This is a genomic window from Arenibacter troitsensis (genome assembly GCF_900177645.1).
GTDB classification, from domain to species: Bacteria; Bacteroidota; Bacteroidia; order Flavobacteriales; family Flavobacteriaceae; genus Arenibacter; species Arenibacter troitsensis.
This window is the reverse complement of the sequence record NZ_FXAO01000004.1, coordinates 127,350-149,980: the sequence shown is the minus strand read 5'-3', so window position 1 is coordinate 149,980 and position 22,631 is coordinate 127,350. Positions and strand designations below refer to the sequence as shown.

16 protein-coding genes are annotated in these 22,631 nt (G+C 40.9%); 5 read left to right on the top strand and 11 right to left on the bottom strand.

Features of this window, described 5'->3' with window-relative positions; all coding sequences use genetic code 11:
* Positions 1 to 56 precede the first annotated feature (56 nt).
* The 3 genes from B9Y87_RS10185 to B9Y87_RS10175 form a co-directional block, all read right to left on the bottom strand.
* Positions 57 to 962 carry a geranylgeranylglycerol-phosphate geranylgeranyltransferase gene (locus B9Y87_RS10185; protein ID WP_085498732.1) on the bottom strand — a complete coding sequence of 302 codons (906 nt, stop codon included), beginning with the start codon at positions 960 to 962 and terminating at the stop codon, positions 57 to 59.
* A gap of 11 nt (positions 963 to 973) precedes the next feature.
* Positions 974 to 1,912: a mevalonate kinase family protein gene (locus B9Y87_RS10180; protein WP_085498730.1), complete on the bottom strand. Its 939-nt coding sequence runs from the start codon at positions 1,910 to 1,912 to the stop codon at positions 974 to 976.
* 117 nt (positions 1,913 to 2,029) lie between these two features.
* Positions 2,030 to 3,112 (bottom strand): diphosphomevalonate decarboxylase, encoded by a 1,083-nt coding sequence (locus B9Y87_RS10175; protein WP_085498729.1) that lies wholly within the window; start codon positions 3,110 to 3,112, stop codon positions 2,030 to 2,032.
* A gap of 94 nt (positions 3,113 to 3,206) precedes the next feature.
* On the opposite strand from B9Y87_RS10175, the gene B9Y87_RS10170 reads away from it, so the two are divergent.
* Positions 3,207 to 3,680: a TspO/MBR family protein gene (locus tag B9Y87_RS10170; protein ID WP_085498727.1), complete on the top strand. Its 474-nt coding sequence runs from the start codon at positions 3,207 to 3,209 to the stop codon at positions 3,678 to 3,680.
* Positions 3,681 to 4,163: 483 nt separating this feature from the next.
* Here the strand turns inward: B9Y87_RS10170 and B9Y87_RS10165 are convergent, their stop codons facing one another.
* Positions 4,164 to 4,718 (bottom strand): DUF1697 domain-containing protein, encoded by a 555-nt coding sequence (locus B9Y87_RS10165; RefSeq protein ID WP_085498726.1) that lies wholly within the window; start codon positions 4,716 to 4,718, stop codon positions 4,164 to 4,166.
* A gap of 203 nt (positions 4,719 to 4,921) precedes the next feature.
* Between B9Y87_RS10165 and glpK the strand changes: the two genes are divergently transcribed.
* The gene (gene glpK / locus B9Y87_RS10160; protein WP_085498724.1) at positions 4,922 to 6,421 is read left to right on the top strand and encodes a glycerol kinase GlpK; all 1,500 of its coding nucleotides are present in this window, start codon (positions 4,922 to 4,924) and stop codon (positions 6,419 to 6,421) included.
* 18 nt (positions 6,422 to 6,439) lie between these two features.
* Positions 6,440 to 7,168 carry an MIP/aquaporin family protein gene (locus B9Y87_RS10155; RefSeq protein WP_085498722.1) on the top strand — a complete coding sequence of 243 codons (729 nt, stop codon included), beginning with the start codon at positions 6,440 to 6,442 and terminating at the stop codon, positions 7,166 to 7,168.
* Positions 7,169 to 7,175: 7 nt separating this feature from the next.
* Here the strand turns inward: B9Y87_RS10155 and B9Y87_RS10150 are convergent, their stop codons facing one another.
* From B9Y87_RS10150 to B9Y87_RS10125, 6 genes are all read right to left on the bottom strand, one after another.
* Complete coding sequence (locus tag B9Y87_RS10150) at positions 7,176 to 8,462, bottom strand: BaiN/RdsA family NAD(P)/FAD-dependent oxidoreductase (RefSeq protein ID WP_085498720.1); 1,287 nt, start codon at positions 8,460 to 8,462, stop codon at positions 7,176 to 7,178.
* Entirely contained in the window at positions 8,462 to 9,151 is a 690-nt protein-coding gene (locus tag B9Y87_RS10145; protein WP_245808690.1) for a glycerophosphodiester phosphodiesterase, read from the bottom strand. The genes B9Y87_RS10150 and B9Y87_RS10145 overlap by 1 nt, the downstream gene beginning before the upstream one ends.
* A gap of 80 nt (positions 9,152 to 9,231) precedes the next feature.
* A complete protein-coding gene (locus tag B9Y87_RS10140; RefSeq protein ID WP_085498715.1) occupies positions 9,232 to 11,022 on the bottom strand; it encodes an alpha-amylase family protein in 1,791 nt (596 codons plus the stop codon).
* A gap of 205 nt (positions 11,023 to 11,227) precedes the next feature.
* Positions 11,228 to 13,543, bottom strand: a complete 2,316-nt coding sequence (locus B9Y87_RS10135) for a glycoside hydrolase family 65 protein (protein WP_085498713.1) — start codon at positions 13,541 to 13,543, stop codon at positions 11,228 to 11,230.
* A 96-nt stretch (positions 13,544 to 13,639) separates the two neighbouring features.
* Positions 13,640 to 14,302, bottom strand: a complete 663-nt coding sequence (pgmB, locus tag B9Y87_RS10130) for a beta-phosphoglucomutase (RefSeq protein ID WP_085498710.1) — start codon at positions 14,300 to 14,302, stop codon at positions 13,640 to 13,642.
* Positions 14,303 to 14,467: 165 nt separating this feature from the next.
* Positions 14,468 to 15,487 (bottom strand): LacI family DNA-binding transcriptional regulator, encoded by a 1,020-nt coding sequence (locus B9Y87_RS10125; protein ID WP_085498708.1) that lies wholly within the window; start codon positions 15,485 to 15,487, stop codon positions 14,468 to 14,470.
* A 458-nt stretch (positions 15,488 to 15,945) separates the two neighbouring features.
* Between B9Y87_RS10125 and B9Y87_RS10120 the strand changes: the two genes are divergently transcribed.
* Together B9Y87_RS10120 and B9Y87_RS10115 are read left to right on the top strand one after the other, a co-directional pair.
* The gene (locus B9Y87_RS10120) at positions 15,946 to 19,068 is read left to right on the top strand and encodes a SusC/RagA family TonB-linked outer membrane protein (RefSeq protein WP_085498706.1); all 3,123 of its coding nucleotides are present in this window, start codon (positions 15,946 to 15,948) and stop codon (positions 19,066 to 19,068) included.
* Between the two features lie 10 nt (positions 19,069 to 19,078).
* Entirely contained in the window at positions 19,079 to 20,647 is a 1,569-nt protein-coding gene (locus B9Y87_RS10115; protein ID WP_085498704.1) for a RagB/SusD family nutrient uptake outer membrane protein, read from the top strand.
* 93 nt (positions 20,648 to 20,740) lie between these two features.
* Here B9Y87_RS10115 and B9Y87_RS10110 read toward each other — a convergent pair whose 3' ends face one another.
* Positions 20,741 to 22,393, bottom strand: coding sequence for a solute:sodium symporter family transporter (locus B9Y87_RS10110; protein ID WP_085499236.1), 1,653 nt, complete (start codon positions 22,391 to 22,393; stop codon positions 20,741 to 20,743).
* Positions 22,394 to 22,631 lie beyond the last annotated feature (238 nt).

Sequence of the window (22,631 nt, the reverse complement as noted above, 5' to 3'; positions counted from 1 at the left end):
CAAAGGTAGCAAAGGAAATGGTATGTTTAAGCTATTGTAGCGGTTATTAGCGATTCTTAGAGAATTCTGTTCAATACCAGATCTACATTGATCAATAAAATACTGAACACGCCCAGTATAATGATCAGCTTTAGAATGTTATGCAGCCATACATAGTGTTTTTTGCTGTTCGATTTTACCAAAAGGACTAAAAATCCCATCAACAAAAAAATACAGCCAATAAAATAGAGGTACATATAGCCTACATCAAAATATTCGATCAGGAGAAAGGAGGGAAGCAACGTTAGGCCAATCAAAATAGCGATACAGGTCTTGGAAAACTTGGCGCCGTACAATATGGGAATGGTCTTATAGTTTTGGGCCATATCCCCGGCTATATTTTCCAGGTCTTTGATCATTTCCCTGGCCAATATCAATAGGAAAAGAAAGAGGGCATGCACAAAAATTACAGTGTCGAAGTTCTTGTAATACACAAAAACGGCGAAAAAGGGGGCAATGGCCAAGGTGGCCGAAACAAAATTGCCCAAAAATGGTACTTTCTTTAATTTGTGCGAATAGAACCAAATGCCAAAAATATAGGCAGAAAAGAATACAACCGCCTTAAAGGAAACATAGCTGGCAAAAATAACCGAAAGAAAATTTAGAACAAAGTAGGTGGTTAGTTTGGTACGCTGACTCACCAATCGATCCAGCATACTCTTTCTAGGTTTGTTGATCAGGTCCTTTTCCGCATCGTAGAAATTATTGATGATATATCCTGCCGCAATGACCAAGGCGGAACTGAGCACAATAACAAATAGGTTTCCATCAAAAACAACCTTTCTTAAGGGTAAATGGGGAGCTAAAATATAAATGGAGGCCAGGTACTGTGCCAAAATGATCATAAGAATGTTGTATCCCCGGACCACAGAAAACAGGCTCAGAAACTTTAATAGCAAGAGCTTGTTTTTTCTACTAAGCATAAAGGAGGTTGTTAGAAGTTGTATACCACTTCTAAATTATAGCCCTTCAGGGCTTTTTTGGCTTTGTTGATGTCTTCGGTAAATCCTAAAATATAGCCTCCGCCACCGGAGCCACAGAGTTTTAAATAATAGTCGTTGGTATCTATTCCCTGTTTCCATAGTTTATGGAATTCCACAGGTATCATGGGCTTGAAATTATCAAGAACCACATGCGACAACTGTTTTAAATTCCCGAACAACGATTTTACGTTCCCGTTTATAAAATCCTCTACGCAGGCATCCGTATGCTTAATAAACTGATCCTTTAGCATGGCCCGGAATCCTTCATGTTTCATTTGTTCCATGAACAAATGTACCATTGGCGCGGTTTCTCCAGTGCTGCCACTGTCCAATAGGAACACGGCTCCCTTGCCATCCAGGTTCTGGGATGGAATACTGGTAGATTCTATATTATCCTGTGAATTTATAAGTATAGGCAGGCTTAGATAGCTGTTCAAGGGATCAAGGCCTGAGGATTTTCCGTGGAAAAACGATTCCATTTTCCCGAAAATAGCCTTCAATTTTAATAGTTTTTCCCTGGTAAGATTCTCTAAAACGGTAATTTTTTCAATGGCATACTTATCGTAAACGGCCGCCACCAGGGCGCCACTACTTCCTACGCCATATCCCTGCGGAATGGAACTGTCAAAATACATTCCGTCAGCTACATCCTTGTTCAATGCCTCCAGATCAAAAGTTACCAATTCCTGGTCTTTCTGCTGCAGGTCTTTTAAATATTCTGCAAAGGCCCTAAGGCTGGCGTTCGACTTCCTTGCCGCCTCGGAATCCTTATTTTTTGATTTTAGTGCTCCCTTAAAAAAATTATAGGGTATGGAAAGCCCTTTGGAATCCTTTATGATTCCATATTCCCCAAAAAGTAAAATTTTAGAGTAAAACAACGGTCCTTTCATATCTTTAAGATAAACATAAATAATTAAAATTCATGCAAAGGCATTAAATTAACAACAGATGCAATTGAACAATTAACGTATTATAAGGCTATTAATTATCCATTTTTCATATGAAAATTACAGCTTTTTCGCCCCATTTCCAATTTGATCGCAAATATACTGCCCGTTTTCACAATATGCAACCAACTCATTACTAATAAATTGATAAACTTCTTCCTTTTCGTTTTCAGGATAAAGCACATGCACATTTGCCCCCGCATCCAAGGTAAAACATACATGGGTTTTGGACGATGCCCGAAAGGCCCATATTTTATTGATAATCTCCAAGGTATTGGGTTTCATCAATATAAAATACGGCATGCTAGTCATCATCATGGCGTGTAGGGTGAGGGCTTCACTTTCTACTAGTTTGATAAATTCCAATAAATTTCCCTCTTCAAAAACCCTTTTTAATTTGGTCAGATTTTTATGCGCTTGGTCGAACCGTTCTTCCGCAAATGGGTGATCGTGCATTAAATTGTGGCCAAGACTACTGCTCACTTGTTTGGATCCTTTGTCCACCAAAAGGATGGTATCCTGATAGTTTTTAAAAACGGGGTGCACTTTATAGGGATATCTTATGGCATAAAGATCGGAACTGTTTATAGTGTCCTTATGTAATCCCCATTGCATAATGTCCCCTTCAATACTCCTACAGGCACTCCCAGACCCCAATCGGGCCAAAAAAGAAGCCTTTCTGTTAAAAAAATCGGTTTCCATATGGGGGTTCAGTTCCCTTTCCAATTCCATAAGGCACAGTGCCAAGGCCGACATTCCGCTGGCCGAGGAGGCAATACCACTGCTGTGGGGAAAGGAATTGGAGGTCTCTATGGTAAAATGATAGGCCTTTAAAAAGGGCAAATAGGGTTCCGTTCTCTTAAAAAATGTGCTTATTTTGGGTTTAAAATCTTCTTTGGGCCTGCCTTCGAATAAAAGGTCGAAAGAAAAGTCGGATGCTTTGTTCTTTAATTTTTTATAGCTGAGGGTTGTGGTGGTAGCACAGGTATCCAAGGTAAAGCTGATGGATGGGTTGGCGGGAATCTGATGTTCCTTTTTCCCCCAGTATTTTACCAAGGCGATATTACTGGGCGATTTATAAGTAACTTTTCCTTCCGTGATGTATGTGGCGTAAGAGGAAGGGATAAAGTCTTTATGGGTCATATTGGAAACAATTTTTGCAAAGATAGCTTTTAAGTAGTTTTACTGTAGATCCTGTTAAAATAAATTGTTAATTTAGGGCGTAAACAACCAATACTTGAAAAAGCAACTAACCTATATCGCCATTTCTGTCGCCGTGTGCCTAACCATAGGATTTTTATCCAGTTTTGCTACACAATCTTCGGTAAATGATTGGTATTTGGAATTGAATAAGCCAAGTTTTAATCCGCCTAATTGGATTTTTGCCCCCGTCTGGACCGTTCTTTATATAATGATGGGAGTAGCGGCCGGGATTGTTTGGGCAAAAGGGTTTTATCATATTTGGGTAAAAACAGCCTTATACCATTTCGGCATTCAATTGCTGTTCAATGCACTTTGGAGCATTATTTTCTTTGGGTTTAAGAATCCTTTCGCAGCCTTGCTTGTTATTCTGGCCCTATTGGTACTTCTAATCTTTACAATCAAGTGGTTTAAAGTGGTGAGTACCACAGCTGCCTATTTATTGATCCCTTATTTGCTTTGGGTATGTTTTGCCACCGCCCTGAATTATAAGATTTGGGAATTGAATTAACTTTTTTCTTGCCTTGTATTGAAAGTGTAAGAGAAAAGACCCTTCTTCACTAGGTGGTCCTTATAATCTCGTGATTTTATGGACCGATGCCATTTCATCTTCACGACGGAATAAGAATCACTTGACAATAGACTACCGGTACAAAATACAGGAGTATTCAAACCGGACATTGATTTATAAACACTAAATGAATTGATGGAACAAAGAAACGGCCTATTTTTATTATAGTAGTAAAGCAAGGAGTTTTCACACTGGGGAGTAGTTCTGTGTAAAAAGGTGGCCTTGGCTACGGCTGGCTCCTCTAAACCAAGGTACACTGTACCTTGGTTTATCGGCCCTAGTCGTTTTTTGGGCGATGCAAAAAATGAACTGACCCGAACTCTTGGGTAGTTTACACTAGCTATTTCTGTTTCACACAAAACTCTTGAGAAGGATTTCTTTTTACTAACTACTGACTGCTGACTACTGACTACTGACTACTGATCACTGTTTACTAATTTGTTTCCCCATTTCCAGTAGCTTCATCATGGTCCTATGGTTTCTAGTAGTAGCGCTTACCTTCAGTTTATTTTCAAAAAAATTAGTATCACATTTTGTTTTTCCATAGCCTTGATCACAGCTGAGGTAGACGCAGTTTGTGGCAATGGTGAACTGTTCATTGGGAAACTTTTCTTGTTGTAGGCTATTGATCAATTCCGTTTTGGGAGTTTCTTGCAGCAGCACATAGTACCATTTTTTCGATTCCGATTCATCCAGTGTTCTAAATGGGGATCGTTGAATGATTTCTTCCAGCTCGGGCATGGTCTTGGCCAGTACGTGGACGTCAAAGCCAAAAGTCTTGTATATACCCTCTTTGATGATTTGGGCAACTTCTGTAGACATGGGCAAAGCGCTTTTTAGAACAATATTTCCGCTTTGTATATAGGTGCTTACCTCAGAAAACCCCAATGCTTCCAACATTGCCCTTAACTGGGACATCTTAATTTTTCTTTGCCCACTTACATTGATTCCCCTAAGCAGAACAATATAATTTGTCATCTATGCCCTATTTAAATACCGAGCTATAAAAATAACAATATTCCAGATCAAAAATATTTGGGGATTGGTAGAATAACATCTAAGTTTTTCCTAAGCGGAAAAAAGTACTATTGTTAAAATGTATTGGGTTTGGGTATTAATTTTTCAAATTTAGTGTCTATATTTTGTTATCTTGATACCCATTTAAAATTTATCCCACCCATATGGAGAAATATATACTGGCGCTGGACCAAGGTACAACGAGTTCTAGATCCGTTGTTTTTGATAAAAAGGGTAACATCGTTTCGGTGGCCCAAAAAGAATTTACACAGTATTTTCCGAAACCTGGTTGGGTAGAGCACGATCCCTTGGAAATTTGGTCTTCCCAGGTCAGTACGGCTGCAGAAGCCACTACCAAACAAGGGATTTACGGAGCGGATATTGCTGCCATCGGGATCACAAACCAAAGGGAAACGGTAGTAGTATGGGATAGGAAGACCGGCAAGCCCATATATAATGCCATTGTTTGGCAGGATAAGAGGACTTCCAACTATTGTGATGAGTTAAAGGGTCAAGGAAAATCCAAGCTGATTAGGGAAAAAACGGGCTTGGTAATCGACTCCTATTTTTCTGGCACCAAAGTAAAATGGATCTTGGACAATGTGGAAGGGGCCAGGAAAAAAGCTGAAGCAGGAGAGCTGGTCATGGGCACCATAGATTCGTGGTTAATTTGGAATATGACCAAAGGCGAACTGCACATCACCGATGTTACCAATGCCTCTAGAACATTGCTTTTTAATATTAATACTTTGGAATGGGATGATGAGTTGTTGGAGCTTTTTACGATTCCAAAGAGCATGTTGCCACAAGTAAAGCAGTCCAGTGAACTCTATGGCAACACCAATCCCAATTTCTTTGCAAGTAAAATACCTATTGCCGGAATCGCTGGTGATCAACAGGCGGCACTATTTGGACAAATGTGTACCAAGCCGGGAATGGTCAAAAATACGTATGGTACCGGTTGCTTTATGTTAATGAACATTGGGGAAAAGCCTATTGTTTCCGAAAATAATCTGCTGACCACGGTGGCATGGACCATTAAGGGCAAAACCCACTATGCCTTGGAAGGAAGTATTTTTATTGCGGGTGCCGTTGTACAATGGCTGAGGGATGGCTTGAAAATTATTAAGAGGTCTGGAGATGTAGAAATGCTGGCTGCTTCCGTAGACAGTGCGGAAGGGGTCTATTTGGTGCCCGCTTTTGCAGGCTTGGGTGCGCCCTACTGGAACCAACATGCCAAAGGAAGTATTTTTGGACTTACCAGGGGTAGTACCGATGCCCATATGGCAAGGGCAGCTTTGGAATCCATTGCGTTTCAGACCATGGATGTCTTAAAGGCGATGGAGGCGGATTCCAAAATTTCTATTAAGGAATTAAGGGTCGATGGGGGAGCTACTGTCAATAATTTGCTGATGCAGTTTCAGGCCGATGTGCTGAATACCTCTACCGTAAGACCAAAAGTGATAGAGACTACGGTTATGGGGGCAGCTTATTTGGCTGGTTTGGCGGTCGGATTCTGGGAAAGTCTGGAAGAGATTCAGGAAATTTGGCAAGTCGATGCCAATTTTGACCCCACAACGGAAAGAAAGGAAATAGAACAAAATATTAAAGGCTGGTATAGGGCCATTGATGCTGTAGAATACTGGTCCAAACTAGGAGAATAATAATTAAACCAACCAACTATGACTCCATTTATTGCTGAAATTATCGGCACTTTTTTCCTGATCCTTTTAGGGGGCGGGGTTGTTGCCAACGTAATCCTGAACAAAACAAAATCCAACGATTCGGGCTGGATGGTCATCACCACCGCTTGGGGTTTGGCCGTATATGTTGGGGTGGCAGTGGCCGCACCCTATAGCGGGGCACATTTAAATCCGGCCGTTAGTATAGGCTTGGCCATGGCCGAAAGGTTTGAATGGGCTTCGGTCCCCATTTATGTGCTGGGACAATTTCTAGGGGCCATGCTGGGCGCTTTGATCGTTTGGCTATTCTACAAGGATCATTTTGATGCCACAGAGGACCAGGATACCAAAAAAGCGGTATTTTTTACTGCTCCGGCCATTAGAAACCCCATTAATAATCTATTTAGTGAAGTGGTGGGTACCTTTACCTTGGTATTTGTAGTCCTTTATTTTACGGATGCCACCATAACCGATACGGAAACAGTTATAGGACTAGGGTCTTTGGGTGCCCTTCCCGTTGCGTTTTTGGTGTGGGGAATTGGGCTTTCCTTGGGAGGTACCACAGGCTACGCCATTAATCCGGCAAGGGATCTGGGGCCCCGAATAATGCACGCTATAATGCCCATTAAAGGCAAGGGTGGCAGCGATTGGGGTTACGCATGGATTCCTATTGTAGGTCCTATTATTGGAGCTATATTGGCCGCTTTGCTAATGATATTGTTGAGTTAGCCCTGTATTATGGTTTGGCAATGGCCTGGGCGGCAATATACGCCCCGGTCCAGGCATTTTGAAAATTGAATCCGCCCGTAATGGCATCTACATTTATCACTTCTCCGGCAAAATAGAGCCCTGGGTGAATTTTGCTTTCGTAGGTCTTGAAATTTATTTCCTTTAGGTCTACCCCACCGGCTGTGACAAACTCTTCCTTAAACGTACTTTTACCAGTTACCCTAAAGGTGGAACCCGTTAATTGTTTTGCCAAGTTTTGTAGTTGAATTTTGGAAATATCGGCCCATTTATCGGAATCCGAAATTTGCGCTGCCTTTACCAGACTTCCCCACAAGCGTTTTGGCAGATCAAATGCTTTGGTGCGTAGTATGGTTTTCTTTCCTTCAATTTCCTTTATTTGCTGAAGCTGTCTTAATAACCCCTCTTCATGATAGGCAGGTAGCCAGTTTATTTTTATTGAAAAATTATAATTCAACTCGTGCAATATACGTGCTCCCCAAGCAGATAACCTTAAAATGCCCGGACCGCTCATTCCCCAATGTGTAATTAAAAGGGGGCCTTCGGACTCCAGATCGGAAGACTGTATGGAATATTTTTTTAAAGCGGCCTTAAATTTTCCATTGTTTACCTTAGAGGGGATAATCTGGATATTGGCATTGGTACTTACCCCTTGTATGCCGGTTATTCGGTCATCCTTAATATTAAATGTGAAAAGGGAGGGTACGGGCGCTATAATTGTATGTCCCATTTGCCTTAATAATTCCCATATTTTAGGATTGCTACCGGTAGCGACCAATATTTTTTTGGCCTGGTAGGTGTTTCGGATTGTTTTAATTGCCCAAGAGTAATCCCCTTTTGCTGTATTTCCGTCCAGCGATGTTATCCCAATAATGGAACTGTTCTTAAGGACTTTGATACCCAAGCGGTCCGTTTCCTGAAGAAAGCAGTCTATAATGGTTTGGGATGAATTGGTAGCGGGAAACATTCGTCCATCCGCCTCAATATTCAATTGTATGCCCCTTTTTTCAAAAAAGGCCATGGTGTCACCACTACAATAGGTATGAAACGGACCAACAAGTTCCCGCTCTCCCCTGGGATAATTTTTGGAAATTTCCCTAGGGTCAAATTCGGCATGGGCAACGTTGCAACGGCCCCCACCGGAAACCTTTACCTTGGTAAGCACCTCTTTGCCACGTTCCAGGATGGCTATCTTTAACTTGGGGTTGCGTTCTGCTATGTGTATAGCCCCATAGAAACCAGCGGCACCTCCTCCTAAAACTATTACATCGAACATTAATTGATGCGTTCTGGATAATTGGTGATTATGCCATCTACCCCCAATCTCTCTATGGCCTCAATTTCTTCCGGTTCATTTACGGTCCATGGATAAACTTTAAATCCCGCCTTTTTTATTTCATTTACGTTCTCCAAAGTCAGGTCTTCAAAATAGGGATTAATGGCCGTGGCATGCAGTTCCTGTGCAATATCCAAAGCTTCCAATGGGTCGCCGCTTATAAGGATCGCAATGGGTACCTCGGCATTTAGTGTACGCATGGTCCTGAGTTCGTCCCATTTAAAGCTTGAAATTATAAACTTATCCATAGACCAACCCTTTTCCTTTATGTAGTAGTTCATGATAAAATTGACTCTGTCCGCAGTATTGGATCCTTTGAGTTCTATGTTCAACTGTACTCTTTTATCTATAAGGTTTAGGACTTCCTGCAGGGTTGGTATTTTATGATTCCCTATCAAGGTTAGTTTCTGTAGGTCTTCAAAATTATAATCCTCTATTTTTCCAATACTGTCCGTAAGTCTTTCCACTTCCTTATCGTGAAACACTACAGTTTCTCCGCTCTTTATTTTGAACACATCAATTTCTATCATGTCCACCCCCAGATCGATAGCTTTTTGTATGGACGCCAAAGTGTTCTCCGTTTCATGTCCCATGGCACCTCTATGGCCAATAACCAAGGGTTTATTCATATTGTTACAACTTATAATTAATAGTAAAAGGAAGTAAGATCCAACTAATGATGATGTTTTCATAATGTAATGCTATTCATCTAAATTATACTTAAAATTAAGGATTCCAAGGGCTGTATGTCAATTCTTATATGCCCAATTTGGTTTTCCACAAACAGGGACAATTCTTTTTCTTTGAACAATTCGTCCTTCATCTGGTAGGTGCTGTCCTGTAGCCCCCATTCCCTGATAATTTCCCTCGGCAACTTTAGATCGAACCCAAAGGTCTGACCAGCATCAAAATTAGAAATAATAATGAGTTTTTCGTTCTCGGACCATCTAACAAAGGATAAAACCCTATGATTATAATATTCTGTATGATCTTTGTTATAAAAATGAATATCCTTGTATTTTCCCATTAAAGCGCTACTGTTAATGGTGAAATTGAGCAAGTTCCTGTAAAATGTCCTTAGCTCTTTTTCTTTTGGGGACAATTGCCCTCCATCAAATTTTTTATTGTTAACCCAGCGTTGAAAATGGGGCACCCCAACATAATCGAAGATGGAGGTTCTACTAGGGGATCCAAATCCGGGACTTTCGGCGGCCGGTTCCCCTACTTCCTGCCCAAAGTAGATCATGGTAGGCGAGGTGCTTATGGTTGCCGAAACCACCATACCTGGTTTGGCTTTTTCGGCATTTCCCAAAAATTCGGGACAGGCAATCCGCTGTTCGTCATGATTCTCCAGAAAATGTAGCATATGGTGTTCAATATCCATGAGTCCGTTTTGGACTACCGGGATATGATCGGTCCAGCCGTGTCCCTGCATAATATGTTTTAAAGAGTCATAAAACTCTACCTTGTCATAGAGATAGTCCATTTTTCCCTTAAAGATATAATCCCGGTATAGCTGTGGATTGTATACTTCTGCCATTAAAAATGCATCCGGATTTTTCATTTTTATGGACGAATTCATAAAACTCCAGAATTCTACTGGAACCATTTCGGCCATGTCATAACGAAATCCGTCCACCCCTACATCCAACCAGTAAAGGGCAATATCCCTAAATTTTATCCAGGAATCGGGGACTTCTTTATTTTTCCAGAATTCAAAATGTTCAGAAAAGTTTTTATGGCCAAAATCTTCAGGTAGGCTTGCAAAATCCCTATGTCCGTCCGGACTAATTCCGTAATTGATCTTTACGGTCTCATACCAATCATTAAAATCGGGTTTGGACAAACGGGAACCATTTCCAGTCCATTTTGCCGGGTTTTCGGAAAATTTGCCATCGGCCAAGTTGATGTTCTCCCCTCCCAAAGGTTGGTAGCCATTGCGCCAATCCGGAACCAAAAAAGATTCCCCTGGATTGTAATAAAAATTATTGTCCTTGTCATAGACCACACTGGTATTGTCATTGGCGCCAAAATCCACTACCCCTTTAGGGTTGTTCTTGCCTTCGTATTTTCTGGCAATATGGTTGGGAACTATATCTATAATCACTTTTAGACCTGCCTTATGACTTCTGGACAACAGTTCCTTGAATTCCAAATTCCTATTGTGGGGGTCATTGGCCAGATCGGGGTTAACGCTGTAATAATCCTTTACGGCATATGGCGAACCCGCCCGGCCCTTAACAATATCCGGATCGTCATTGGAGATGCCGTATGCTGTATAGTCCCTTATAAGGGCATGGTGGGGTATGCCCGTATACCAAATATGGCTTACCCCCAGACCCTTTATTTCCTTTAAAGCTTTTTGAGTAAAGTCACTTAATTTGCCCACCCCATTTTCCTCAATGGTCCCCCAAGGTTTATTGGTGGTATTGGTATTTCCGAACAATCTGGTAAATACTTGATAAACTACTGCTTTTCCAGTTCCAGTGGTCTTTTTCATTTGGTGCTTTCTTTTCGAAACAAAAAGCCTAACATGTGCCGATTAGCTTTTCAGTGCAATAATGATACTTGTTTTTGGAATTAGGGTCAATTTTTGCAAAAAATTTATTTTGGGAGGGACTTTCGGCTTAATTATTTCAAATTTTTTCAAAAAACAATCCCAATTATGTACTTTTTAAATGTGTTGATTTGCATGTACCTAGAACTTAGTTGACCAAGGAATAGGTTTTTTGTCCGGCAGTTAAAACCACGCGTTTACCGTTTACCCTAATGGACATCTCATCTGTACCTTCCAGGTCAAATGTGGTTTCGTTTTCCGTAACCTTTACCTTTAGGATTCTATTCCTGAAATTTACCTTGAAGGAATATGATTTCCATTGTTTGGGTATTCTTGGGCTAAAGGAGAGTTTGTCGTCCAATATTCGCATACCGCCAAAACCTTCCACTATGCTCATCCAGGTGCCGGCCATGGAGGTAATATGCAGTCCTTCCTTTACTTCCTTGTTATAATCGTCCAAATCCAATCTCGAAGTTCGGAGGTAAAAGGCATATGCTTGGTCCATTCTGTTCAGCTTGGCAGCCTGAATACTGTGCACACAAGGGGATAATGAAGATTCGTGTACGGTAAAAGGTTCGTAAAAATCGAAATGCTTTTCCAGTTCTTCCGTAGTAAAATGGTCTTCAAAGAAATAAAAACCCTGCAGGGTATCTGCTTGTTTAATGTAAGGGGATCTTAATATTCTGTCCCAACTCCATTTTTGGTTGATAGGCCGCTCTTTTTGGTTTAATTCCTTAACAGGGATAAGTTCCTTGTCCAAGAAGCCATCTTGCTGTAAATAAATGCCCAATTTTTCATCGAAGGGGAAGTACATTTTTTTGGCCACCTTGGCCCAGGCCTCTGTCTCTTTTTCTGAAAGTTTGGTTACTCCTATAATTCTGTGATAATCATCTGGGTAGCCATCCTTAACTTTTTGTAGTTCCTGCAGCGTATAGTTAATACACCATTTGGCAATATAATTGGTGTAGAAGTTATTGTTTACATTGTTTTCGTATTCATTGGGACCCGTTACCCCAAGAATTACGTATTTGTTCTTTTGGGTAGAAAATGTAGCTCTTTGATGCCAAAAGCGGGCAATCCCTATCAATACCTCCAACCCCATTTCAGGGATATAGGTGTAATCGCTTGTAAAACGGTAATAATTGTAAATGGCAAAGGCTATGGCGCCATTGCGATGTATTTCCTCGAAGGTTATTTCCCATTCGTTATGGCATTCCTCCCCGTTCATGGTAACCATTGGATAAAGGGCCGCACCGTTTACAAAACCTAATTTTTTTGCATTTTCTATGGCCTTTTCCAAATGGTTGTACCTATAGGTCAATAGGTTTCTTGCCACTTTTTTATTTTTGGTGGCCATGTAAAAGGGAATACAGTAGGCCTCTGTGTCCCAATACGTGCTTCCGCCATATTTTTCCCCAGTAAATCCCTTAGGACCAATATTGAGCCTGGAATCCTTTCCCAAATAAGTTTGGTTTAAATGAAAAATATTGAAGCGAATTCCCTGTTGAGCCTTTACATCGCCCTCAATGGTAATGTCGCTCATTTCCCAGATTTTCGCCCATGATTTCTTTTGCAGCTCCAAAAGGGATTCAAATCCTATTTCAGTAACCTTTTGTAAAACTTTTTTGGCGGCTGATATAAGTTCCTTGGGTTTGTGATTCGTAGAAACGGTATATCCACCAAATTTTACAAGTGTAAGGGTGTCCCCTTTTTTAATGTTTTTTTTATACTGATGTACTGCGGTGGTTTCCGAAAGGGCCTCCAACGGTTTTTCCAATACCACTTCATTATTATGGTACAGTCTGGATTCCATAAATGTACAGGTGGCGAAGTTGGTCTTCATGGTATGGGCCTCAATAAAGGCTTGGGAACCGTCCGCTGTAACCCCTGTGGTGTTCCAAAATTGGTCGTCCCAATTGGTATCCTCATTGGTGATTCCACTATCAAGATAGGGATGAAAGGCCAAAACGCTGTCTTGATTTATGGCCTTAATTTGGTATTTAATGGCACCTGCTTCATCATGGTCCAAACTAAGGAAGCGGGTAATCTTTACTTCTATAAGGGTATCATTGGGCAGGGTGGCCTTAAAACTACGGGTGTACCATCCTTCCTGCATATTTAATTCCCTGCGGAAATCGGCTACATTTTTACAGGTATTTAGATCTAAAGTCTCTCCATTGACAAGAACATTGATCCCTATCCAATTGGGAGCGTTCAATACCTTGGCAAAGTATTCCGGATAGCCGTTTTTCCACCAACCTACTTTTGTTTTATCAGGGTAATATACTCCCCCTATATAACTTCCTTGAAAAGTGGCGCCGGTATATTTTTCTTCAAAATTGGCACGTTGCCCCATGGCACCGTTTCCAAGACTGAATAAACTTTCCGAGGATTTTACCCTTTCTTTTTCAAATCCTTCTTCTATGATAGACCAGTTATCGGGCTTTATATAATCTTGATTCATTGGGTTGGTGTTTCACGGTTAACGCAATGGGTTTAATAATGTATGATGGTTTCCAAATTGAAAGACACCAAATTAATTAATTATAATGAATGTTCGTCACGGAGTTAAAGCTATTAATTTGTTAAGGAATTTATGATCGATTTCAGTGAAATTTGCAAACACATATTTTGCCTCCGAAAGTACTTTATCGTTCCCAATACCTATACTCAACATGCCCGCATTGTTGGCGGCCTTAATTCCGGCCACTGCATCCTCAAAGACAACACAATCCTTTGGAGGAACCCCCAATTGTTTTGCGGCTATCAAAAAAACTTCAGGGTCTGGTTTGGCCTTGGCTACGTGGGTTCCGTCCACAATGACATCAAAATAATCCAATAAGTTTACTTTTTCCAAAATTGGACGGGCATTTTTGCTGGCGGACCCCAAGGCTATAGGCGTGTTGTGCTTTTTAAGCAACTGCAGCACTTTTAGTACGTCTGGTAAAATTTCCGATTCATCCATTTCTTCTATAAGCGACAAATAATCCTCGTTCTTCTCCACCAACCATCTGTTGAACTGTTCTTGCGATGCCTTAATGTTCCCAATTTCCAAGAGGATTTCCAGGCATCTTTTGCGACTTACCCCTTTAAATAGTTCATTTTGCTCTTGGGTAAATTCAAATCCCAACTCATTGGCCAATTTTCGCCAGGCCAGATAGTGATATTTGGCGGTATCCACAATAACACCATCCAGATCAAATATAAATCCAGTTCTATTCATTGGTTTAAGATATTAATAAAAATTTGGTACAACGGTATAAAGAGGTGATTGTTAATGGGGAAATAACCACTTTTGTACGCAATCAGTTGGGGCTAAGGGGGGCATATTGTTAGCTTTTTATGGGTAATTGGATTATTTAGGTCGCATAACTTTGTAGTATGGTGCTTAATTAACGGTCGATCCGCGTTCTATAAGGGTAGGTTCCAATACCCTAGTAACATAAGTTTCTTCCTCCATATCATTTTCTATCTTGTCTATAAGTATTTCTGCCGCTATTTCTCCCATTTCTTCGCCGTGCTGGGCAATAGCGGTTAACCCCGGGGAGGCGTATTTGGACAGTAGCCCATCTGTAAACCCAATAAAGGAAATATCCTTAGGGATTTTTAGACCTTTACTTTGTACGTAGCGCATACTGTGAATGGCAAATATTTCATTAACGCTCAACACCGCGTCTACGGTTTCCCTTTCAAAAAAATCTTCAATCAATTTTTCATTGATTTCCATGGAAGGAAATTTTAATACAAGATCTTCATCATAGGCTATACCATTGTCCAGTAAGGCCTCCTTGTAACCTGCAGCTCTTTCCCTACTTACACTAATATAGTCCTCTGAAGTAATTAAGGCTATTTTTTTCCTGCCGTCCTTTATGAATTTGTTTACCGCGTTATAAGCACCCTTTTTATCGTTGATAATTACCTTGTCGCATTTTATATCTTCCGCTACACGATCAAATAATACCAAGGGGATGCCCTGTTCGGTAACTTCCTTTAAATGGTTGTAATCGTTTTTTAATTGTGTTCCAGAGGAAAGTGCCATTATAAACCCGTCTATACTACCATTGGCTAATAATTCCATATTAATGACCTCTTTGTCGAAAGATTCATCGGAGACACAAACGATTACATTGTAGCCTTTGGCATTGGCGTATTTTTCAATTCCCCTGAAAACAGTGGTAAAAAAGTGATGTACAATATCGGGGATGATGACACCAATATTTTTGGTTCGCTTGTTTTTTAGACTGATTGCAATGTTATTGGGCTTGTAATTGTAAAGTTTGGCAAAAGCTTGGACCTTCTCTTTAGTGTCCGATCCAATTTCCTCACTATTTTTTAATGCTTTGGAAACTGTAGAAATGGAAACCCCTAATTCCCTAGCAATATGTTTGAGGGTGATTTTTCTTTTCAAAGGTTAATTTTTTTCAAGTGAATATACTACTAAAAAAATATAAAAGCATTCACAATGCTTAGGCACAAATTGGCACATTAAATTTTACGCTGTAAAAATAGCATATTCGGATAAGGAGTGAAATCTATTTTGCAGAATAGTTTAAATAGTACATATTTTGGTCAAAATACCATTGATGTAAAAAATGATGTATATTCGTACAATATTTAGCCTTTTGCACGTCGCACAAAAGATGTGAAAAGTTGGTTGACGCTTTGTATACGGTCACTGAGGATCCATAATTTACGAAAACGTTTTAGTTGTTTTTTTGGCGTTAAAAATAGAAATATGTTAATAAATGGATATAATATTATTTATCTTTGATAATTATACAGTAAAAATTATGAAATATTAAAATCAATGATTACTTAACTCAATTAAAGCTAACTATTAATTAACTCAATTAAAACTAACAATGTATGAAGCTTAAATTACTAAAAAGCATTTTGCTATTTGGAACATTTTTGTGTTTTGGAATGGCATCGGCTCAAGAAGTATCAGGTACGGTATCTGATGCCAGTGGTCCCTTACCGGGAGCCAGTGTCGTGGTAAAGGGAACTACCAATGGCGCACAAACAGATTTTGATGGAAATTTTATCATTAGTGATGTGGATGCAAATTCCACTCTTGTTTTTAGCTATATCGGTTACAAAACACAGGAGGTGGTGGTAGGAAACCAGACCACCATTAATATAATGATGGAAGAAGATGCACAGGCATTGGCAGAGGTAGTTATCATTGGTTATGGTACTACTACTGTTAAGGATGCTACCGGTGCGGTTTCCGCAGTAACTTCCGAGGATTTTAACGGAGGGGTTATTTCATCTCCCGAACAATTAATTCAGGGTAAAACCGCTGGGGTGCAGATTTCCCAAGGAAGTGGTGAACCTGGCTCAGGTGTTGCCATCAGGATTAGGGGTACCTCTTCGGTTAGATCCAATAATGATCCCTTATTTGTGGTAGATGGTGTTCCTCTACCTTCTGGAGGTAGTTCCTCAGAAGGTACGGACATAGGGGTAGGGTCTAGTTCTGCTAGAAACCCACTTAGCTTTTTGAACCCAAATGATATTGAGAGCATGAGTATCTTAAAGGATGCGTCCTCAACGGCCATTTACGGTTCAAGAGGTGCCAATGGGGTGGTTATTATTACCACCAAGAGTGGTAAAGGTGGCGCCCAGGGAGGTACTTGGGAGTTCTCTTCCGATCTAAGTTTTTCATCACCTGCCAATGATTTCGATTTATTGAACAGGAGCGAATTCCTGTCAGCTGTTGCTGCCTTTGGCGGAACGGCTACGGATTTGGGCAATGATACGGACTGGCAATCTTTGGTTACTAGAAATTCATCTTCCACCAATAACAATTTTGCCTACTCCCAAAATTATGGATCGGGTAACGTAAGGGCAACATTTAATTATGGTAAACAATTCGGAATAGTGCCAAAATCCTCACAGGAGAGGGTTACGGGAAGAGTTAATCTTTCCCAAAGGCTATTTGAGGATAAGCTAAGGTTGGATTTACAAAGTACAATTTCCCGTGTTAATGACGAGGCACCGCCCTTAAGTGGTAGTGCCGGATCTACTGGGGATATGTTAGGTGCGGCTTATTCGGCCAATCCCACTTGGCCTGCCAACAACTCTTTCAATCCAGGGGATAGGATAAACCCATTGAATTTGTTGGAGAATTGGCAGAGTTTGACGTATACAGACCGTTTTCTGATCAATTTTTCTGCTTCGTACGATATAGTGGAAAACTTAACGGCCAAGGCTACTTTAGGTTATGACAAATCCAATTCTACCCGTGAAGCGGAATTGGGAAGTAAATCCTTTAATGTAGGCCGTGGTGCCGGTGGTAATGGTAGAGGTACAATAAATGACCTTAACTTGGAAAATAGATTGTTGGAATTAACGCTATCCTACAAAAAGGAGTTTGATAATTCGGTATTGGATGTACTAGGGGGCTTCTCCTACCAGGATTTTAATACTGAAGGAAGAAATGTTGAAGGTTGGGGCTATTCCACAACCAATTTAAACTCCATGGCCAGGAATTTAACCGATGCGGCAGATATGGTGGAATCCATGATTTCAGGTTCTTATCAGCAATACGGTTATGCTTCCGGAGGTGATGCCGATCTTTTTGTAAATAGACTTTTTCCAACACCGCAAACAGACAGGTTAGGAGAGGTGAGTATTCCTGTGAAATCCATTTTTGCCAACACCTTCGACAATACGGACGAGTTACAATCCTTTTTTGCCAGGGCCAATTACAGCATAGCCAGTAAGTATTTGTTTACAGCAACGGTTAGGGCCGATGGTTCTTCACGTTTTGGTGAAAATAATAGATATGGTATTTTCCCTTCCGCTGCTTTTGCCTGGAAGATCAATGAAGAAGAATTTATGGGCGATGCCATGTCTACTTTAAAACTTAGATTGAGCTACGGTATTACAGGTAACCAAGATGGTTTGGGATATGGTAGGTTTGTAAGGAGGGAACGATATTCTACAGCAATTAATGGAGATCCAAATATTGGTGATGGCGGGGCTGTTAGTGTTCCAGGTATTTCAACCGTCGAGTTTGCCAACCCCGATTTAAAATGGGAGGAAACTACCCAATACAATGTGGGTCTGGATTTTGGGTTTGCCAATGATCGCTTTAGCGGATCGGTAGATGTATACCGCAAGGAAACCAGGGACTTACTCCTTAATATAGAAGCGGCACAGCCTTCCCCACAGCCCACTTTTTTCCAAAATTTGGATGCCGTTGTGCTGAATCAGGGAGCTGAATTTTCCTTAAATTATGATATTCTGCAAGGGGAGGATTTTGATTGGACTGCTGGTTTTAATGTTGCCTATAATAAAAATGAAATCACCGATTTTGATGGGGAGATTGCAGCCGGAACCATTCGCGGTGCCGGTCTGTCCAACGCTTTTGCCCAACGTTTGGCCACTGGACAACCATTGTATTCCTTTTATTTAAGGGAGTTCACAGGTTTTGACGCCAATGGAAACCCAGTACATGAAGGTGGTGTGGATAACCAACAATTTGTTGGTAAAAGTGCCTTGCCGGATTTTACAGGCGGATTCTCTACTTCTGCCAGCTATAAAAACTGGTCTGCTTCCATGTATTTTAATGGTCAATTTGGCAACTATATCTACAACAATACCGCCAACGCCTTTTTTACAGGAGGTGCCATTGGTAGTGGTAATAACGTAACTCAGAACGTGGTTGAATTGGCAGGTCAGGAAGGTAGGTTCGCAGAAGCTTCGGTTTCTACCAGGTTCTTGGAGAAGGGAGATTTTGTAAGGTTGCAAACAGCTTCCATTTCGTATGACGTTCCCTTAAAGGAAGGCTTGTTCAAGTCTATGAGGCTTAGTCTTACCGGTCAGAACCTCTTTGTAATTACGGATTATTCCGGTCTTGATCCTGAGGTTAGCGTGGCGCCGGCCAGTGCAGCCCTATTAAATGGTCTGCCTATAGCGGGTATCGACTATAGCGCCTTCCCAAGACCAAGAACATACACATTAGGATTTAACGTAACTTTTTAATCATAGCATTATGAACATACAAAAATATATGAAACCCGTCTTCGGCTCCATATTTATATTGGTAGGCCTAGTTGGCTGTACCAATTTGGAGATAGAAGAATCGGATTCGATCATAAGTAAGGCAGCCGGTGGAGGCTTTACGCCGGTGGCCAATCCGGCCTCTTCCTTGAGTGACCTTTATAATAAGGTGGGAAGTGATTTTCAGACCCAGGAAACTATGTACGCCATGTCCGAAGTAACGACCGACGAGCTCTTGATTCCTACTCGGGGAACGGACTGGGGCGATAATGGAATTTGGAGACAGCTGCATACCCATACTTGGACGCCTGCGCATTTGTTTATCAAAAATGCCTGGAACAATTTAAACCAGAATGTGTTTAGGGCTACGGAGATCATAGAAAGTAATCCGGATGCCGCAGTATCCGCGGAAGCCAAATATCTAAGGGCATTCAATATGTTCTTTCTGATGGACTTTTTTGGATCTGTTCCCTTTAGGGAAGTGGATGAAGGTCCAGAAATTAATCCTAAGGTATTGACCAGAAGTGAGGCTTTTGATTTTGTGGAAGCAGATTTATTGGCAGCATTACCAGGATTGCCAGACGGTAGTCCGGGAACGGCCAATACAGGTACGGCCACAAAGGCGGCGGCAAACTTCCTGTTGGCCAAAATGTATCTTAATTCCCATATTTACAACGGCGGCGCCGTTGATAATGCCAATATGCAAAAGGTGATAGATGCCGTTGATGATATTGCGGCTCTGGGTTTTGCCATAGAAACAGGGTATTTTCAAATATTCGAATCTTCGGATGACAATGAAACTATATTCTACTTAAGGAGTGATATTGGGGCCAGGATATGGAACAGTTTGCATTACAATATGAACTCTCCAGATAATACTGGGGGTGGCTGGAACGGATTTTCTACCTTGGCCGAATTTTATGATTCCTTTGAAGGTGATCCCAATTCCAACTATGTAGGTGATGGTCAGGAAGAAAGAAGAGGTTGGGTGCCCGATGCCAGCAATGCCAATAACATTAATTTGGGGCTTGGATATGGCTTCTTAATCAATCAACAATATAATGAAGATGGCACCAAACTGAAAAATAGACAGGGAGGCGATCTTATATTGAAAAAGGAACTGACCTCCTTGGTAGGTAATGGAGAAGCTGATGGTATCAGAATTCTTAAGTACCACCCGTATGATGTTAGCAATGACGGTTCAGGGGTCAACTCTTTTAGGAGACATCAAATTCTTTTTAGATATTCGGACGCCCATCTTATGAAGGCAGAAGCAATGATGCGCATGGGGGGTGACCCAACGGCTTTGGTTAACGAATTGCGTCAGGCTAGGACCAATACCCCGGATTTGCCCAATGTTACAGAAGATGTATTATTGGCAGAACGCGGCAGAGAGCTATATATTGAATTTTGGAGAAGGAACGATTTGGTTCGCTTTGACAAGTTTACTGCCCCTTGGGGACTAAAGGAGGTAAGTGGTGACCCCAATAAAAATCTATTCCCGATTCCGGAAACCGCCTTGCTTTCCAATCCTAATTTGGTACAGAATCCAGGGTATTAAGAATTTAATATAGGTTTTACCAAAAAGAGGGCTGTTCATTTGAACAGCCCTCTTTTTTATATGGTAACATTGTTTGGCGCAATTACCAAGAAGCTATTTTGCAAAATAAATATATATCCCTACTACTATAACGCAAATGGCAATCCCTACATGGTTAACATATTTATAAGGTTCTATGGAGACCTGTTTGGTGTATTCCAACTCAAAAGCTTCTTCTCTAGGATAAAATTTTCCAATGAGCAGCATTATCGCGGCATTGGTAACAAACAAAATAGCCATGATGTGTAAAAAGTGTGGATAGGCATCCGCCTCAACTAATTTTAATGCGGCGGGGTCGGTAATGCCCGAGGCCTTGGCCGATGCCAGCGCTTTATCCACAAAAAGGCCCTTAAGGATAAACTGACTTATAATATATAATAATGATCCTGAGAAGATCCCTATTTTGGCCGCTATGGCAGGTACCCTCTTGGTTAAATAGCCTACCACAATTATGGTAAAAATGGGAATACTGTATATGCCGTTTATTTCCTGAAGGTAATTGAACAGACTGCCGGCATTGGCAATCATTGGAGCTATGAACATGGCTGCCAAGGCTAAACAGATACCAAATATCTTTCCATATTTAACCACTGTTTTTTCTGGGGCTTCTTTATTAATATGCTGTTTGTAAATATCTATTCCGAACAAGGTTACCGAACTGTTGAGCACACTGTTAAAGGAACTTAAAATGGCACCGAAAAGTACGGCCGCAAAAAATCCGACCAAAGGTTTTGGCAATACGGCACGTACCAACTCTGGATAGGCAAGATCACTGGAAGCCAAACCACCATCAAAATAATAGTAAGCTATCATTCCGGGCAATACTAAAATTAAGGGGCCCAATATCTTTAAGAAGGAAGCCAGCAATAGCCCTTTTTGACCCTCGGCTAAATTTTTGGCTCCTAGTGCCCTTTGTATAATCTGTTGGTTCGTGCCCCAATAGAAAAGTTGTACCAACATCATTCCTGTGAAAATGGTGGAAAATGGTACTTCCTGTCCGGCTTCACCGGTAGAGTCGAATCGTGCCGCATCCGAAGTAATTAAATTGTCAAGACCGGTAAGCATATTTCCGTCCCCTATGGCCATTAATCCAAAAATAGGGATCATTATTCCTCCAATAATGAGTCCAACGGCATTAATACTGTCCGAAACGGCAACGGCCTTAAGTCCACCGAAAACTGCATAAATAGATCCAATGACTCCAATTCCCCAAATACATAAGACCAGGGCGGTGGTATCCGAAACACCCAATAATTCGGGAACATTGAACATACCGCTGATTGCAACGGACCCGGAATATAGAATAACAGGCAAAAGTACTACTACATAGCCGGTTAAAAAGAGCCCTGAGGTAATGGTTTTAGTAGTGACATCAAATCTTTTCGCCAAAAATTGTGGAATTGTAGTAAGTCCACCCTTTAAATACCTGGGCAATAGAAAAACGGCCGTAACTACCATGGCAATTGCAGCCAAGGTTTCCCAGGCCATTACCGATAAACCATCGGTATAGGCACTTCCGTTAAGGCCTACTATTTGTTCCGTGGAAAGGTTTGTTAAAAGTAAAGACCCTGCAATTACTCCGGCGGTAAGGCTTCTGCCGCCCAAGAAGTAACCGTCAGAGGAAGTTTCATCAGTTTTTCGGGTAGCTAGGTAGGCAATAAGTGCCACTAAAAGGGTAAAGCCTACGAAAGAAAGAATTCCTAACATTGTAAAATAGAGTTTAATTGATTGTAGGGCTAAATATATTGGATTATTTATAATATATGGCATGTATATTCACTTTATCACAAAATGCACTTATTGGACATATCAAAATAATATCGGCAAGGGACAAAAAAATATCAATTATTAACAATGCCTACAGCTGTAATTTATTGAACTTTAGTTATCTTGCCCTTAATTTTTAAAGGGTGGTTTTTTCCTTTGAATGGAAGCTTCCATAACG